This is a genomic window from Streptomyces sp. NPDC059037, assembly GCF_042740015.1.
Taxonomy (GTDB): domain Bacteria; phylum Actinomycetota; class Actinomycetes; order Streptomycetales; family Streptomycetaceae; genus Streptomyces.
Genome location: NZ_JBHYIG010000248.1, coordinates 1 through 15,049 on the forward strand (window position 1 = coordinate 1; position 15,049 = coordinate 15,049).

General features: G+C 70.4%; 14 protein-coding genes. 5 read left to right on the forward strand and 9 right to left on the reverse strand.

Annotated features, from left to right (window positions below):
• The coding region (locus ACFWY6_RS35425) for an HAD-IC family P-type ATPase (protein ID WP_384699477.1) at positions 1 to 1,692 on the reverse strand (1,692 nt) is incomplete at its 3' end.
• A 95-nt stretch (positions 1,693 to 1,787) separates the two neighbouring features.
• Entirely contained in the window at positions 1,788 to 2,057 is a 270-nt protein-coding gene (locus ACFWY6_RS35430) for a DUF2530 domain-containing protein (RefSeq protein ID WP_384699480.1), read from the reverse strand.
• Between the two features lie 224 nt (positions 2,058 to 2,281).
• Between ACFWY6_RS35430 and ACFWY6_RS35435 the strand changes: the two genes are divergently transcribed.
• The gene (locus ACFWY6_RS35435) at positions 2,282 to 3,730 is read left to right on the forward strand and encodes an NCS2 family permease (protein WP_384699483.1); all 1,449 of its coding nucleotides are present in this window, start codon (positions 2,282 to 2,284) and stop codon (positions 3,728 to 3,730) included.
• Between the two features lie 12 nt (positions 3,731 to 3,742).
• Here the strand turns inward: ACFWY6_RS35435 and ACFWY6_RS35440 are convergent, their stop codons facing one another.
• The gene (locus ACFWY6_RS35440) at positions 3,743 to 3,925 is read right to left on the reverse strand and encodes a ribbon-helix-helix protein, CopG family (protein ID WP_135333375.1); all 183 of its coding nucleotides are present in this window, start codon (positions 3,923 to 3,925) and stop codon (positions 3,743 to 3,745) included.
• 143 nt (positions 3,926 to 4,068) lie between these two features.
• On the opposite strand from ACFWY6_RS35440, the gene ACFWY6_RS35445 reads away from it, so the two are divergent.
• Both ACFWY6_RS35445 and ACFWY6_RS35450 read left to right on the forward strand, forming a co-directional pair.
• The gene (locus ACFWY6_RS35445) at positions 4,069 to 4,506 is read left to right on the forward strand and encodes a MarR family transcriptional regulator (RefSeq protein ID WP_361819699.1); all 438 of its coding nucleotides are present in this window, start codon (positions 4,069 to 4,071) and stop codon (positions 4,504 to 4,506) included.
• A gap of 45 nt (positions 4,507 to 4,551) precedes the next feature.
• Positions 4,552 to 5,892 carry an MFS transporter gene (locus tag ACFWY6_RS35450; protein WP_384699487.1) on the forward strand — a complete coding sequence of 447 codons (1,341 nt, stop codon included), beginning with the start codon at positions 4,552 to 4,554 and terminating at the stop codon, positions 5,890 to 5,892.
• A gap of 139 nt (positions 5,893 to 6,031) precedes the next feature.
• Here ACFWY6_RS35450 and ACFWY6_RS35455 read toward each other — a convergent pair whose 3' ends face one another.
• Both ACFWY6_RS35455 and ACFWY6_RS35460 read right to left on the reverse strand, forming a co-directional pair.
• The gene (locus tag ACFWY6_RS35455; RefSeq protein ID WP_384699490.1) at positions 6,032 to 6,970 is read right to left on the reverse strand and encodes a sigma-70 family RNA polymerase sigma factor; all 939 of its coding nucleotides are present in this window, start codon (positions 6,968 to 6,970) and stop codon (positions 6,032 to 6,034) included.
• A 10-nt stretch (positions 6,971 to 6,980) separates the two neighbouring features.
• Positions 6,981 to 8,171, reverse strand: coding sequence for an NAD(P)/FAD-dependent oxidoreductase (locus tag ACFWY6_RS35460; RefSeq protein ID WP_384699493.1), 1,191 nt, complete (start codon positions 8,169 to 8,171; stop codon positions 6,981 to 6,983).
• A 121-nt stretch (positions 8,172 to 8,292) separates the two neighbouring features.
• On the opposite strand from ACFWY6_RS35460, the gene thpR reads away from it, so the two are divergent.
• Positions 8,293 to 8,862 carry an RNA 2',3'-cyclic phosphodiesterase gene (thpR, locus tag ACFWY6_RS35465; RefSeq protein WP_384699497.1) on the forward strand — a complete coding sequence of 190 codons (570 nt, stop codon included), beginning with the start codon at positions 8,293 to 8,295 and terminating at the stop codon, positions 8,860 to 8,862.
• Positions 8,863 to 9,008: 146 nt separating this feature from the next.
• On the opposite strand, the gene ACFWY6_RS35470 is transcribed toward thpR, so the two are convergent.
• Positions 9,009 to 10,001, reverse strand: a complete 993-nt coding sequence (locus ACFWY6_RS35470; protein WP_384699500.1) for an aldo/keto reductase — start codon at positions 9,999 to 10,001, stop codon at positions 9,009 to 9,011.
• A gap of 92 nt (positions 10,002 to 10,093) precedes the next feature.
• A complete protein-coding gene (locus ACFWY6_RS35475) occupies positions 10,094 to 10,630 on the reverse strand; it encodes a MarR family winged helix-turn-helix transcriptional regulator (RefSeq protein ID WP_384699503.1) in 537 nt (178 codons plus the stop codon).
• A 66-nt stretch (positions 10,631 to 10,696) separates the two neighbouring features.
• Between ACFWY6_RS35475 and ACFWY6_RS35480 the strand changes: the two genes are divergently transcribed.
• The gene (locus ACFWY6_RS35480; RefSeq protein WP_384699510.1) at positions 10,697 to 11,152 is read left to right on the forward strand and encodes a carboxymuconolactone decarboxylase family protein; all 456 of its coding nucleotides are present in this window, start codon (positions 10,697 to 10,699) and stop codon (positions 11,150 to 11,152) included.
• Positions 11,153 to 11,159: 7 nt separating this feature from the next.
• On the opposite strand, the gene ACFWY6_RS35485 is transcribed toward ACFWY6_RS35480, so the two are convergent.
• On the reverse strand, positions 11,160 to 13,211 hold the full coding sequence (locus ACFWY6_RS35485) for a tetratricopeptide repeat protein (RefSeq protein ID WP_384699506.1): 2,052 nt from the start codon (positions 13,209 to 13,211) through the stop codon (positions 11,160 to 11,162).
• Positions 13,212 to 13,407: 196 nt separating this feature from the next.
• On the reverse strand, positions 13,408 to 14,706 hold the full coding sequence (locus ACFWY6_RS35490; protein ID WP_384699507.1) for a DUF418 domain-containing protein: 1,299 nt from the start codon (positions 14,704 to 14,706) through the stop codon (positions 13,408 to 13,410).
• Between the last annotated feature and the right edge of the window lie 343 nt (positions 14,707 to 15,049).

A 15,049-nucleotide genomic window follows, 5' to 3' on the forward strand; every position in this document is an offset into this window, starting at 1 on the left:
CCCGGCGAGTCCGTCGTTGACGCCGTCGCCCGTCATCGCGACCGTGTGGCCGCGCGACTGGCGGGCGCCCACCATGTCGCGCTTCTGCTGCGGAGTGACCCGCCCGAAGACGGAGTTGGCGTCCAGGTCCTTGGCCATCTCGCCCTGTTCGGTGGGCAGCCGGCGGGCGTCCACCGTGTTCTCCGCGCCGGGCAGGCCCAGCTTGCCGGCGACCGCGCTGACCGAGACCGCGTTGTCGCCGGAGATGACCTTGGCGGCGACGTCCTGCTCCTCGAAGTAGCGCAGGGTGTCGGCGGCGTCCGGGCGAAGCCGCTGCTCCAGGACGACCAGGGCGGTGGCGCGGGCTCCGGCGGCGACGTCCGGGTCGTCCAGCTCACCGGCGGCGCGGGCGAGCAGCAGCACCCGCAGGCCCTGCTGGTTGAGATCCTCGATCTCGGCGAGGGACGAGTCGTCGGCGGGCAGCAGCACATCGGGGGCGCCGAGCAGCCACGTCGAGTTGTCGCCGTCGCCCTCGCTGAAGGAGGCGCCGCTGTACTTGCGGGCCGAGGAGAAGGGCAGCGACTCGGTGCAGCGCCACTCCTCGGCGTCGGGGTAGGCGTCGATGATCGCCTGGAGCGATGCGTTGGGGCGCGGGTCGGATTCGCCGAGGGCGCCGAGGACTTTTCGTACGTAACTCTCGTCCGAGCCGTTGAGCGGGCGCAGCTCGGTGACGTCCATGCCGCCCTCGGTGAGGGTGCCGGTCTTGTCCAGGCAGACCGTGTCGACGCGGGCCAGGCCCTCGATGGCGGGCAGCTCCTGCACCAGGCACTGCTTGCGGCCGAGCCGGATCACACCGATCGCGAAGGCCACCGAGGTGAGGAGGACGAGCCCCTCGGGGATCATCGGGACGATGCCGCCCACGGTGTAGGCGATGGACTCCTTGAAGTTGTCGTCCTTGACGACGAGCTGGCTGATGACGAGCCCGATCGAGGTCGGCACCATCAGCCAGGTCACGTACTTGAGGATCGTGGAGATGCCGCTGCGCAGCTCGGAGTGGACGAGCGTGAAGCGCGACGCCTCCTCGGCGAGCTGCGCCGCGTACGCCTCGCGGCCGACCTTCGTCGCGGTGAACGCGCCGCCGCCCGCGACGACGAAGGAACCCGACATCATGCGGTCGCCGGGCTTCTTGATGACCGGGTCGGCCTCACCGGTCAGGAGCGACTCGTCGACCTCCAGGCTGTCGGTCTCGACCGCCTCGCCGTCCACGACGATCTTGTCGCCCGGGCCCAGCTCCACCAGATCGCCGAGGACGATCTGGGAGGTGGAGATCTCGGCGGCCGCCCCGTCGCGCCGCACGGTCGGCTTGGCCTCGCCGATGACCGCGAGCCCGTCCAGGGTCTTCTTGGCGCGCAGCTCCTGGATGATGCCGATGCCGGTGTTGGCGATGATCACGAAGCCGAAGAGGCTGTCCTGGATCGGCGCGACGCCGAGCATGATCACCCAGAGCACGCCGATGATCGCGTTGAACCGGGTGAAGACGTTCGCCCGGATGATCTCGGTGGTCGAGCGCGAACTGCGTACGGGTACGTCGTTGACCTCGCCGCGTGCGACCCGCTCGGCGACCTCGGCGGCCGTAAGACCCGTCGCGCGTCCGGTGGCCGGTGCCACCGGGTGGACCGGGTCGAGTTCGGCGCCCGCGTCGATATGCGTCATGCCCTCGACGGTAAGGGCGGGAAGGGGCGTTCACCCCTTGAGCGCCGGAAAGATCCGACCACGGTAGGACGCGAACCGTCCCGTGGTCGTACGGGCTACTCCGCGGCCCTGCGCGCCGAATCCTCGGCGGCTCGCTTGATCGCGGCGTCGCGCCCACGGACGTACCAGATGCCGATCAGGCCGAGACCGGCTCCGGCGAGGCAGGTCCAGACCCACCACGTCGCGTCGCGGTCGTCGAACCAGCCATAGAACGGCAGCTGGATCAGGAAGAGGACGAACCAGAGGATCGTGCCGCCCGTGATGGTGGCGACCACGGGGCCCTCAAGGGGCTCCGGCGCCTCGTGCTTGGGGGTCCACTTCGCCATGTGCACAGCTTATGCCGGGCCCGGTGGCGCCGAGCGCGGGGCTGACCGTTCCCTTGCGACGCAAGGGTCTACGCGCGGAGATAGCGATTTCCGCCTCATGTATTCATACTGAAACCGCTTGTTAATGGCCGATTGCTTTCGTACGAATAAACAAGTCGATCACAAGCAATCGCCGGTATTCGCTTAACGATCTTCCCTCTTCTCTGAGCTCAACGAGGTCCCGCATGCCTTCCTCGGCCACCGCCCCGGTCGACGCCAGCAATGAGCCGCCGAAGCCCCCGCGGGGCGGCCTCGACGGCTACTTCAAGATCACGGAGCGGGGCTCCACGCCGGCCAGGGAAGTCCGCGGCGGCTTCGCCACCTTCTTCGCGATGGCCTACATCATCGTGCTGAACCCGATCATCCTGGGCAGCGCGAAGGACATGTACGGCAACCAGCTCGACAACGGCCAGCTGGTCACCGCGACGGCCCTGGTCGCCGCCTTCACCACGCTGCTCATGGGCGTCATCGGCAATGTCCCGATCGCGCTCGCCGCCGGCCTCGGCGTGAACACCGTTGTCGCCCTCCAGCTCGCGCCCCGCATGTCGTGGCCCGACGCGATGGGCATGGTCGTCATCGCGGGCTTCGTCGTGATGCTGCTCGTCGCGACCGGCCTGCGCGAGCGCGTGATGAACGCCGTGCCGCTGGGCCTGCGCAAGGGCATCGCGATCGGCATCGGCCTCTTCATCATGCTGATCGGCCTCGTCGACTCCGGCTTCGTCTCGCGCATCCCGGACGCCGCGCACACCACGGTCCCGCTGCAGCTCGGCGGCGACGGCCACCTCACCGGCTGGCCGGTTCTCGTCTTCGTGCTCGGTGCGCTGCTCACGCTCTCCCTGCTCGTGCGCAAGGTGCCCGGCGCGATCCTCATCAGCATCGTCGTCATGACGATCGTCGCGATGATCATCGAAGCCGTCGCGACGGTCCCCTCCTGGGGCCTGACGACGCCCGAGTGGCCCGGCAACCCGGTCGCGTCACCGGACTTCGGGCTCATCGGTCAGATCAGCCTGTTCGGCGGCTTCGGCAAGGTCGGCATGCTGACCGGCATCCTCTTCGTCTTCACCGTGCTGCTCTCGTGCTTCTTCGACGCCATGGGCACGATCATGGGGGTCAGCGACGAGGCGAAGCTGACCGACTCCAAGGGCAATGTGCCCGGCATGAACAAGATCCTGTTCGTCGACGGCATCGCCGTCGCCGCCGGCGGCGCCTCGTCCTCGTCGGCCACCACCTGCTTCGTGGAGTCCACCGCGGGCGTCGGCGAGGGTGCCCGTACGGGCTTCGCCAACATCGTCACCGGCGGGCTCTTCACCGTGGCGCTCTTCCTCACGCCCATCGCGACGATGGTGCCGTCCCAGGCGGCCACGCCCGCGCTGCTCGCGGTCGGCTTCCTGATCATGTCCGGCTCGATCGGGCAGATCGACTGGAGCGACTTCACCATCGCGATCCCGGCGTTCCTGACGATGGTGATGATGCCGTTCACGTACTCGATCACGAACGGCATCGGCATCGGCTTCATCAGCTTCACCGTGCTGAGGCTGGCCGCGGGCCGTGGGCGTTCGGTGCCGGTCGCGATGTACGTCGTGGCGGCGGTGTTCGGCTTCTACTACCTGATGCCGGCGCTGGGTCTCACGTAAGCGCCCCGGGGCTCACGCCGCCCCGTAGAACTTCTCTGTCTCCTCGACGGACGTCGCAAAGCGTTCGTCGAAGTCATCGCGGATGAGCGTCCGGACCACATAGTCCTGGACGCTCATCCCTCTTTTGGCGGCGTGCTGCTTGAGCCGGTCGAGCAGCTCACCGTCTATGCGCAGGCTGAGCACTGTCGATCCCATGCGTGACAGGGTCGCCGCCGCCCCGCCGCGCGCGTCTCACTTTCCGAAGTCACCTCACTCATATGGGTGACGAAAGGGTTCTCGCTGGTCGGTGCGGGAAACCGGGTGGTCTTTAGGTAGAGTAATGAGTTACTCTAACGAACATGCCGGACCTCTCCCATGGTGACGACGCCGCCGCCGTGAACTCACTGCGCTCCGCCGTGATGCGCCTGTCCCGTCGACTCAAGCACCAGCGGGTCGACGAATCGCTGAGCCCCACCGAAATGTCGGTGCTCGGCACCCTCGCCCGCTGCGGCCACGCCACCCCCGGTGAGCTGGCCCGCAAGGAACATGTGCAGCCGCCGTCGATGACCCGCATCGTGGCGCTGCTCGAAGCCAAGGGTCTCGTCCGTCTTGAGCCGCATCCCGAGGACCGCCGCCAGAAGGTGGTGACCCAGACCGAGACCGCAGAGGCCATGCTCGAAGAGAGCCGCCGCAAGCGGAACGCCTGGCTCGCCGGTCTGGTGGAGCACCTCGACGAGGACGAGTGGGCGCGGCTGCGCGCCGCCGCTCCGGTCCTGGAGAAGCTCGCCCATCTGTAACCCGGCAGGGACCCCTGTCACGTACGCCAAGGAGGCGAACCTACTTTGAGTACGGGATCCGGAGCAGACTCCGCCCCCGCACCAACCGCCCTCGACAAGACCCCGGCCGGTAAGTCGTCGATGTTCAGCTCGCTGAGGATCCGCAACTACCGGCTTTTCGCCTCCGGCGCCGTTGTCTCCAACACCGGTACGTGGATGGCCCGCATCACCCAGGACTGGCTGGTCCTGAGCCTCACCGGATCGTCCGCGGCCGTGGGCATCACCACCGCGATGCAGTTCCTGCCGATGCTGCTCTTCGGCCTGTACGGCGGCGTCATCGCCGACCGGTTCGCCAAGCGGAAGCTGCTCTTCTGCACCCAGGGCGCGATGAGCATCAGCGGCCTCTTCCTCGCCGCGCTCACGCTCACCGGCAACGTCCAGGTGTGGCACGTCTACCTGGCGGCCTTCTTCACCGGCCTCGTCACGGTCGTCGACAACCCGACCCGGCAGTCCTTCGTCTCCGAGATGGTGGGCCCGGACCAGGTCCGCAACGCGGTCTCGCTCAACTCGGCGAACTTCCAGTCGGCGCGGCTCGTCGGCCCCGCAGTGGCGAGCGGCCTTACGGCGGCCGTCGGCCCCGGCTGGGCGTTCCTCGCCAACGGCCTTTCGTTCCTCGCGCCGCTGACCGGCCTGCTCCTGATGCGTACGAGCGAACTGCACCACACCCCGCGCAAGCCGCGGGGCAAGGGCCAGCTGCGAGAAGGCCTGAACTACGTGTCGAAGCACCCCGAACTGATCTGGCCGATCGTCCTCGTCGGCTTCATCGGCACCTTCGGGTTCAACTTCCCGATCTGGATGAGCGCCTTCGCGGACGACATCTTCCACGGCGGTGTGGGGATGTACGGGCTCTTCAACACCCTCATGGCGGTCGGCTCGCTGGCCGGTGCGCTGCTCGCGGCGCGCCGCGGCACCTCACGCCTGCGGCTGCTCGCCGGGGCGGCGATCGCCTTCGGTGTCCTGCAGATGGTGGCGGCCTTCGCGCCCGACCTGTGGATGTTCGTCGCGCTGATCATCCCGATCGGCATCCTCGGTCTGACGGTGAACGTCACCGCCAACTCCTCGGTCCAGATGGCCACGGACCCCGAGATGCGCGGCCGCGTCATGTCCCTGTTCATGATGGTCTTCACCGGCGGTACGCCGCTGGGCGGCCCGCTCTTCGGCTGGCTCGCCGACGCGTACGGCGTCCGCCTGAGCATGGCTGTCGGCGGTCTCGTCTGCGCGCTCGCCGCGGTGGGCGTCGGCCTGATGCTGGCCCGGGCGGCGAACCTTCGCCTGAAGGTGGATCTGCGGCGCGGCCAGCAGCATGTGCAGTTCGTGCCGAGGGAGCAGCTGGCTACGGCGGCGTAGCCAGCTGCCGCGCTCAGACCCACTTGGCGAGGACCCGGCCGGGCTGGGTGCCGCTCGGCAGCAGCCGACCCGGAGCCAGGGAGATTCCCTTGCTCCGGGTTTCTGCTGTCGCGTGGCAACGGGCCGGTGCGGTCCTGGGTCACCAGGCACTGATGACCGGCGCGTCCGGTTCATGCTGCTGCCACGTCTCGTTGAGGCGCGTGAGCCGGTCCGCAGTGGCGATGCCGCGCAGGGACGCCACCTTGCCGTCGCTGACGTCGAACGCCACGGCGCCCACGACCCGGCCTTCGACCACGGCGATGACGGCCGGGGAGCCGTTGAGCAGCGCGATGTGCAGCGCGGGCGAGCCGCCGGCCAGGCGCCGCTTCGCCGCCGTGGGCTTGAAGCCGGCCCGTACGTAGGAGGCGACCCGCTCGCGGGTGTTGTACCGCAACAGCCGCTTGGCGAGGCCCGCGCCGTCCGAGACCGCCGTCACGTCGTCGGTGAGCAGCGCCACAAGGCGTTCGGTGCGCCCCGACGTGGCGGCGGCGAGGAACTCCTCGACGACCCGGCGCGCGGACGCGGGGTCCACCTCGCCGCCGCCGCGGCGCTCGGCGGCGACCCGGCGGCGGGCCCGGTGGACATGCTGCTGGCTCGCGGACTCGGTGATGTCGAGGATCCCGGCGATCTCGGCGTGCGGGTAGGAGAAGGCCTCGCGCAGGACGTAGGCGGCCCGCTCGACCGGCGAGAGGCGCTCCAAGAGGGTCAGTACGGCCAAGGACACCGATTCGCGCTGCTCGAAGGTGTCGGCGGGGCCGAGCATCGGGTCGCCTTCGAGAAGCGGCTCGGGCAGCCAGTCACCGGCCGCTCGCTCGTGGCGCGCCCGCGCCGAGCGGAGCCGGTCGATGCAGAGATGGGTGACGACCCTGGTCAGCCACGCCTCCGGCACCTCGACCCGGTCGCGGTCCGCGCTCTGCCAGCGCAGGAACGTGTCCTGCACGGCGTCCTCGGCGTCGGCGGCCGAGCCGAGCAGACGGTACGCGAGCGAGGCAAGCCGACCGCGGCTTGCCTCGAACCGGTCGATGGCTGCACTGTCCATGCGCGGCAGCCTATGCGGGGACCCTCACACCCGGCCGGTCGGTCGCGCCGGCCAGGCGGCGCCTGCGCTTCGGCATCCCGAAGGTCGGGTGGGCGATGCCCAGCGAGGCACCCTTCAGCACACCCGACTTGAGCCGCGCGGCGCTCTTGCCGCCCAGGTACCAGGACTTCGACCGGACGTCCCCGTCCACCATCTGGAAGATCGCGTCCCGCCGCCCGAGGCTGATGTGGTTGCCGTAGTACTTCAGGCCGACGGTCGGGATCTTGCCGCCGGTCAGGCGCGCGATGATCGCGGCGGTCGCCTGCATGTTGGTGAAGCCGGCCGACGCACAGGACATCGGCAGCGGCCGGCCGTTCTCGCCGATCGCGTAGGCGCAGTCACCGGCGGCGTAGATGTCCGGGTGCGAGACCGAGCGCATGGTGCGGTCGACGACGATCTGGCCGGTCTCGGCGACCTCAAGGCCACTGGCGGCCGCGATGGGGTGCACGGCGAACCCGGCCGTCCACACGGTCACGTCGGCCGGGACGGAGCTGCCGTCGGCGGCGATCGCCCGTGTCGGCTCGACGGCTTCGATGCCGGTGTGCTCGTGGACGGTGACGCCGAGCCGGTCGAAGGCGCGTCGCAGGTGGCGGCGGGCCTTCGGGGAGAGCCAGGCGCCGAGCTCGCCGCGGGCGGCGAGCGCGACCGAGAGGTCGGGCCTGGCCTCGGCGAACTCGGTGGCGGTCTCGATGCCGGTGAGCCCCTCACCGACGACGAGGACGGTGCCGCCCGCGCCCAGGCCCGCCAGGCGCTCGCGCAGCCGCAGCGCCGATGACCTGCCGGTCACGTCGAAGGCGTGCTCGGCCACGCCGGGGACGCCGTGGTGGGCGACGGAGCTGCCGAGCGCGTAGAGCAGCGTGTCGTACGCGAGCTCGCCGTCCCCGTCGTCGCCGGTCACGGCGACGGTCCTGCGCTCGGGGTCGATGCCGGTCACGCGGGCCAGGCGCAGCCGCACCGCGGTGCCCGCGAAGACGTCGGCGAGCTTGCGCAGGGCGAGGTCCTGGCCGCTCGCGAGCTGGTGGAGCCGCATCCGCTCAACGAAGTCGGGCACGGCGTTGACGACGGTGATCTCGGTGTCGGCGGGGGAGAGCCGGCGGGCCAGGTTTCCGGCGGCGAAGGCCCCGGCGTATCCGGCACCGAGTACGACGATGCGGTGCTTCATGGCGTTGCTCCTGTCTCGTTCGCGTGCCCCTTGAACGAGACGGCGCCCCGATTGCTGACAGGAACCGGATGTGATGCGGGTCACCGCCGGGGAGCGGGTCGCCGGAGGTCAGAATCGCACCATGAGACTCTTTGCGGCGGTGCTCCCGCCGGATGCGGTGGTGGACGAACTCGCCAAGGCCGCGGCCAAGTTGAAGACCCTGCCGGGCGCCGATGAGCTGCGCTGGACCGCCCCGGAGGGCTGGCACTTCACGCTCGCCTTCATGGCGGAGGTCGCGGAGGAGACCGTGCAGGACCTCACCGAGCGCCTCAACCGCGCCGCGCGCCGCACCGCCCCCTTCCCCCTCTCCCTGCACGCCGGAGGCCACTTCGGGGACCGGGCGCTGTGGGTCGGCGCCGCGGGCGACATCGACGCCCTGCGTCTGCTCGCCGCCCGCGCGGACGCCGCGGCCCGCAAGTCCGGCATCACCATGGAGGAGCACCGCCACTACCGCCCCCACCTCACCCTGGCCCGCGGCAAGGGCGAGCCGCCGCTGGCCCCGTACGCCGACGGGCTCGCCACGTTCCGGGGCGAGGAGTGGACCGTGGGCGAGCTGACCCTCGTACGCAGCAATCTGCCCAAGGGCGGGATGCCGGGGGAGCGGCCCCGTTACGAGGTGGTCGGGCGCTGGCCGCTCGGCGGCGCCGGTTAACCTCGACTACGTGGACCCGAAAACCAGGAACCGGATCATGGCCGGTGTACTCGTGATGATGTTCGTCGTGGTGGCGGTGGCGGCCGCGTTCGGCAGCTAGGACAGCAGCCGGCCGACGCGGCCCGCCCGCGCACGACCGCGTACCGCTACCAGGCGAAGGACTCCGGAGACGGCCCAGGACCGGGGAAGATCTCGTCCAGCGAGCCCAGAACCTCGTCCGAAAGGTCGAGCTCGACCGCCCGCAACGCGGAGTCGAGCTGCTCCGCCGTGCGCGGCCCGACGATCGGCGCGGTCACGCCGGGCCGTGTGAGCAGCCAGGCCAGCGCGACCTCGCCCGGCTCGAGGCCGTGCTTGTCGAGCAGTTCCTCGTACGCCTTGACCTGCGCGCGCACCTGCGGCTTCGCGAGATCCGCGGCGGCCCGCCCACTGGCACGCCGGACGCCCTCGCCCTCCTTCTTCAGCACGCCGCCGAGCAGCCCGCCGTGCAGCGGCGACCACGGGATGATCCCGACGCCGTAGTCCCGGGCGGCCGGGATGACCTCCATCTCGGCGCTGCGCTCGGCGAGGTTGTACAGGCACTGCTCGCTGACGAGGCCGTAGCTGCCGCGCCGTGCGGCCACCTCGTTCGCCTGGGCGATCTTGTACCCGGGGAAGTTGGAGGACCCGGCGTAAAGGATCTTGCCCTGCTGTACGAGCACGTCGACGGCCTGCCAGATCTCCTCGAAAGGGGTCCGGCGGTCGATGTGATGGAACTGGTAGATGTCGATGTAGTCGGTCTGCAGCCGCCGCAGCGACGCCTCCACCGACCGGCGGATGTTGAGCGCGGAGAGCCTGTCGTGGTTGGGCCACGGCGCTTCCCCGTCGACGGCCATGCTCCCGTACAGCTTGGTGGCGAGCACGACCTTGTCGCGCCGCTCGCCGCCCTGCGCGAACCAGGTGCCGATGATCTCCTCGGTGCGGCCCTTGTCCGGGCTCCAGCCGTAGACATTGGCGGTGTCGAAGTAGTTGATCCCCGCGCCGAGCGCGGTGTCCATGATGGTGTGGCTGTCGGCCTCGTTGGTCTGCGGCCCGAAGTTCATGGTCCCGAGCGTGAGCCGGCTGACCTTGAGCCCTGTGCGTCCCAGCTGCGTGTACTTCATGACTGCTTAGCCAACGACTTCGAGTGCGCTCGATGCAAGGGGGCGGGGCCTGGTGGGGTGTCGGTCGCGGCGGAGTGCGCACGGAGGCAAGGTCACGAGCCGCCCATCCACCCCGCCGCGTCGAGCCGGAACGCCTCCGGTGGGACGACGGCCCGCAGATCGTCCTCCATGGCGCGCAGGCGCCGCGTGCCCAGCTGCCTCGCCCACTCCGCGTGCAGCTCCTCGAAGATCGCCGCCGAACGGGCGAGCGCGTCGATGCCGTGCGGGGTGAGCCGGACCAGTTTGCGGCGGGCGTCGGCGGGGTCGTCGGTGCGTGCCGCGTAGCCGAGGGCGATGAGGCGGTCGATCGTCTTGCCCGCGGCCTGCTTGGAGACCCCGAGCCGGCGCCCGACCTCGCTGGCGCTCGCGCCCCGCATCCCGATCGCCTGCATCGCGAACCCGTGGGCCGGGCGGGCGTCCGGGTGCCCCTGCCGGGCGAGTTCGGCGTGCAGCCGGTCGATGAGGGTGCGGAACCCGGCGAAGAGGAGCAGGGGCAGCTCGTAGCCGCGCCCGTCGCTTTCGGGCTCCTCGACCCCCTTGCGGGAATCGTCAACCTGGTTTACCTTCTTATCGTCAACCACGTTGTCCATCGTAAGGGGTACCTCTTGTTCGCTGAGCACACTGTGGAGACCGCACCGGCCGAGTCGCGCGCCGCGATGGAGCGCACGGCGGCCGCCTTCGGCAAGACCCCGAGCGCGGTGGCGCGCCTCGCCGAGTCACCCGAACTCCTCAACGGCTTCCTGGAGTTGAGCGCGAGCTTCGAGCGCTCGACGCTGGAGCCGGTGGCCCGGGAGGTCGTCATCATGACGATCGCCGTACGCAACGACTGCCACATCTGCGTCACCATGCACACGGGGAAGCTGCGCAAGCTGGGCGCGGGGACAGGGCTGATCGCCGCACTGCGGGATGGCAGCGCCCTGGGGGACGAACGGCTCGAAGCCGTACGGCAGTTCACGATGGAGGTCCTCGCGACCGCGGGCGGAGTCGACGACGACCGGCTGAAGAAGTTCCTCTCCCACGGCTACACGGAGCGGAACGCGCTGGAGGTCGTCCTCGGCATCGGTACGTACACGATGTCGACGCTGGCGAACCGGCTGACGCGCGCCGTGTGAGGCGCGGTCACTCCTCGACCTCCGGGAGCCGGCTGCGCAGGGCCTCGGCCTCGTCGGCGCGGCCGGTTCTCTTCAGGAGGATGGCGAGGTTGTGTGCGGCTTTGGGGTGGCCGTTCTCGTGGGCGTGGCGGTAGAGCCGTTCGGCTTCGTCGGTGCGGCCGGCCTTGTTCAGGAGGATGGCCAGGTTGTACGTGGCGCTGGAGTGGCCGTTGTCGTGGGCGTGCCGGTAGAACTGCTCGGCCTCGTCGGTGCGGCCGGCCTCTTCGAGGAGGATGGCCAGGTTGTACGTGGCCTTGATCTGGCCGTCGTCGTGGAGAGGGCGGTAGAGCCGTTCGGCTTCGTCGGCGCGGCCCGTCTTCGCCAGGAGGGCGGCGAGGTTGTGCGCGGCTTTGGGATGGCCGATGTCGTAGAGGTGGCGGTAGAGCCGTTCGGCTTCGTCGGTGCGGCCCGTCCTGTTCAGGAGGATGGCCAGGTTGTACGAGGCACTGGGCTGGCCGTTGTGGTGGGCGTGCCGGTAGAACTGTTCGGCTTCCTCGGTGCGGCCGGTCGCGTTCAGGAGATTGGCGAGGTTGTGCGCGGCTTTGGTGTGGCCGTTGTCGTGGGCGTGGCGGTAGAGCCGTTCGGCCTCGTCGGTGCGGCCGGTCTCCGCGAGGAGGATGGCGAGGTTGTACGCGGCTTTGGGGTGGCCGTTGTCGTGGGTGTGGCGGTAGAGCTGTTCGGCTTCGTCGGTGCGGCCCGTCCTGTTCAGGAGGATGGCGAGGTTGTACGCCGCGCTGGGGTGCCCGTTGGCGTGTGCGCGGCGGTAGAGGCGTTCGGCCTCTTCGGGGCGGCCGGTTCGCGCGAGGAGGATGGCCAGGTTGTTCGTGGCCCCCGGGTGGCCGGCCTCGACGAGCGGTCGCCAAGCCGCCTCGGCGACGCCGTCCTCGTCGGCCCGGTACGCGTTCGCCCCGATGGCCAGGCAGTCCTTGTCGTCCGCGGCGCCGGCGAGCGCGCAGTCCCACGTCCAGCCGGGGACGGCCGAATCCGCGGCATCCACCAGGTAGTCGAAAGCCGCCCACTGCTCTTCGCCGACCGGCACCAGCAGACTCGTCACCCCGAGCCGCACGCGCGACGCCCAGGCGAAGGCCTCCTCCAAGGGCTCGGGCCGCAGCACCCGTCCGCCCGCCGCATACAGGTAATGCCCGTGCAGCTCGACCAGCAGTGCCTGCGGGTAAGGCCCGCGCAGACCCGAGCGCGTCAGGTCGACGGCCGCCGACACCAGTGCCGCCCCGCGCGGATGCCCCTGCGCCGCCCTCGCGCGGCGCCACTCCCGAAGCAGCGCGGGCCCCGCCGCCAGGTACTCCGCGAGCCCATAAGTGCCGTGGTGCGCAACGGCGTCCACGATGCGTGAGTCGTCGCAGTCGCCGGCGCGGGACAGTTCCACCTCGCTCCACAGGCGGTTCATGTCGACGACCTCGGCCAGGCGCAGCACCCGCGAACCGATGTCGTCCTCGCGGTCGACGCTGAACGTCTCGTACGGCTTGAGGCGCATCGTCGCGACGACGGGGACGTTCAGCCTGATGAAATCGTCGAGCACGTCGGGCTCAAGACCCTCCGGGCCCAGATACCGCTCCAGATCGTCCAGCCACACGACGCACGGCACCCCTGCCCGCTCCACCACCTCGGGCGCCCGCTCCAGATGACCGCCCGGCGGAGGTGCCACCACGCGCCGGCCCGGCAGCACCGCCCGCACCGCCTCGTACGAAGCGCGGGTCTTGCCGGCCGTGGAGTCGCCGACGACCACGATCAGACCGCCCCGCGCGACCGCCTCGCGCAGCACCGCGTCCACGTCCCGCTCGACGTACGGCGGCAGCTTGCTCCCGTCGTCGCCGGGCCGCGCCCGGTGCGCTCCCGCCGCCAGCGCCTCCCACTCGTCGGTGAGCGGCCAGCGGTCGGGATCCCGCAGATAGCGCGGCAACGACTCCTGGCTCTGCGCGGGTGACGTGATCGTCACGTTGTGGACGGTGTCGGCCTGGACGACGGCGTCCTGACGGCCACCGGAGACCGTGTTCTCCCCCATGCACAGCCACGGTAGTCCGCTTGCACTTCCACTTGTACGTCAACTGCCGCTCCGTGTCCGACGGGTGACCCACAGGCCGCGGGCCGGAACGGGGAGGTCCGACGTACTCCTCGCCGTCATGAGCACCCTGCAGGACACCGGAGTGCTGTACGCGGCGGGACCCCATGGCCTGCGGGATCTTCCTGGAGGATGTGCGCTAGGCCGAGCCGCGTCCGGGCCGGTACATGATCCTGCGCAGCACCGCCTCCGCGGGACCCCTGCGCCCCGCCCGCTCCAGTGCGTACGCTCCCGCCACCGTGACCAGCCATACCCCGATGGCGAAGAGGGCCATCGTCGCGCTCGACAGGTGCTCGCCCAGGCCGAGCCCCCAGGCCGCGAGGACGGGGGCGAAGAGGAGCGAGTGGGCGAGGTAGCAGGAGAGGGACCGCTTGCCCACGGCGGTCACGGCCGACAGGGCCCGAGCGCCCCTGCGGGACTCCCGCCCCGCCCACCAGTGCGCGAACAGCGCCACCGCCGCCACATACCCGAGCCCGGCCGCGTTCCCCGTCGCGTCCCGCAGCATCGTCAGGACGCCGCCCTCGCTCTGCGCGTCGTCCGGGACATCCAGCGCCCCCACGTGCGCAAGCGCGGCGGGCAGCGCCCCCAGCCAGCCCACCGCGATGCCGGTCACGGCGGTCCACCGGAGCAGGGGCAGATGCCGACCCGGGTTCTCCAGCACGCCCTTGCGCGCGGCCCAGAAGCCGAGCAGGAAGACGACGTACGCGCCGCCGACGAGGGAGAGCGGGGCGGCGGCGAAGGTCACGAAGAGCCCGCTGCCGAGCCGCGTCCCCGCGGCCGCCACCCAGCTGGACTCGCCGGCGGCGTAGGCATCGGCGCCCGGTTCGGCACCGGCGTCCCCGAGTGACCCCAACTCCCCTGCCAGCAGGGCGGATACGACGGGCCCGGCGGCCAGCAGCACGAACTGCGCGGTGGCGATCCAGATCCACCACCTCAGCGCACGGTCACCGCGCCGCAGGAACAGCCAGCCGAGGACGAGGCTGACCACCCCGTAGAAGCCGATGATGTCCCCGGCCATCAGCAGCGTGGAGTGCAGCAGCCCGATGACGATCAGGCAGGCACTCCGCCGCCGCAGCAGGCGCACGGCGTCCCGCTCCGAGGTGCCTGCCGCCGTCTGCCGCAGATAGAGCCGCATCATCCCGTACCCGAAGAGGAACGCGAAGAGCGGATAGATGCGCAGGTCAAGGACGGTGATCATGGCGAACTGCACGGCATGGTCCAGCCATCCGCCGTCCACCGGCTGCCACCCTGAAGGACCGTGCCGGGCCGCCGTCAGATGGAACGCGGTGTTGGACAGGACGATGAACAGCAGCATGAGCCCGCGCGCGAGGTCGGGTGCGAGGGCCCGCTCGGCGGGCAGCACGCCCGCACGGCGGGGCCCGGTGCGAAGGCCCGTCTTCGCGGTGCGGGCGCCCGTGTTCTTGGTCTCGACCGTCATGCTTCGACGCTAGAAAGGCGGCAGCGGGGCGGGCATCCGCCTTCCGTCCCGCGGCGGCCGACGAAGGGATGCGATCGCCGTCCCGCCCGCCGACCAAAGTACGAAGTCGCTGTTGGCGGTGTGTTGGCGGAGGTGCCTAGCGTTCCTCCTGCCGGGCGTTACGGGGGCGCCCGGCACGAAACGGGGGAACGAACGGGGGATCGGGGCGGGGTACGGGGGAGCGAACGGGGGACCGGGGGGGGCCGGGGCAAATACCCCCCCCCCCCCCCGCCAAAAAACCCCCCCCCCCCCAAACGGCGCAAAAAAAAAAAACAAACCCCCCCACACACCAACCCAAGAGGGG

What these genes read in the sequence shown, in the direction of transcription:
- ACFWY6_RS35455 (WP_384699490.1), bottom strand. Translation starts at nt 6,970, where the DNA reads ATGGACAGTGCAGCCATCGACCGGTTCGAGGCAAGCCGCGGTCGGCTT.
- ACFWY6_RS35430 (WP_384699480.1), bottom strand. Translation starts at nt 2,057, where the DNA reads ATGGCGAAGTGGACCCCCAAGCACGAGGCGCCGGAGCCCCTTGAGGGC.
- ACFWY6_RS35485 (WP_384699506.1), bottom strand. Translation starts at nt 13,211, where the DNA reads ATGGGGGAGAACACGGTCTCCGGTGGCCGTCAGGACGCCGTCGTCCAG.
- ACFWY6_RS35440 (WP_135333375.1), bottom strand. Translation starts at nt 3,925, where the DNA reads ATGGGATCGACAGTGCTCAGCCTGCGCATAGACGGTGAGCTGCTCGAC.
- ACFWY6_RS35435 (WP_384699483.1), top strand. Translation starts at nt 2,282, where the DNA reads ATGCCTTCCTCGGCCACCGCCCCGGTCGACGCCAGCAATGAGCCGCCG.
- ACFWY6_RS35460 (WP_384699493.1), bottom strand. Translation starts at nt 8,171, where the DNA reads ATGAAGCACCGCATCGTCGTACTCGGTGCCGGATACGCCGGGGCCTTC.
- ACFWY6_RS35445 (WP_361819699.1), top strand. Translation starts at nt 4,069, where the DNA reads ATGCCGGACCTCTCCCATGGTGACGACGCCGCCGCCGTGAACTCACTG.
- ACFWY6_RS35480 (WP_384699510.1), top strand. Translation starts at nt 10,697, where the DNA reads ATGGAGCGCACGGCGGCCGCCTTCGGCAAGACCCCGAGCGCGGTGGCG.
- thpR (WP_384699497.1), top strand. Translation starts at nt 8,293, where the DNA reads ATGAGACTCTTTGCGGCGGTGCTCCCGCCGGATGCGGTGGTGGACGAA.
- ACFWY6_RS35490 (WP_384699507.1), bottom strand. Translation starts at nt 14,706, where the DNA reads ATGACGGTCGAGACCAAGAACACGGGCGCCCGCACCGCGAAGACGGGC.
- ACFWY6_RS35475 (WP_384699503.1), bottom strand. Translation starts at nt 10,630, where the DNA reads ATGGACAACGTGGTTGACGATAAGAAGGTAAACCAGGTTGACGATTCC.
- ACFWY6_RS35470 (WP_384699500.1), bottom strand. Translation starts at nt 10,001, where the DNA reads ATGAAGTACACGCAGCTGGGACGCACAGGGCTCAAGGTCAGCCGGCTC.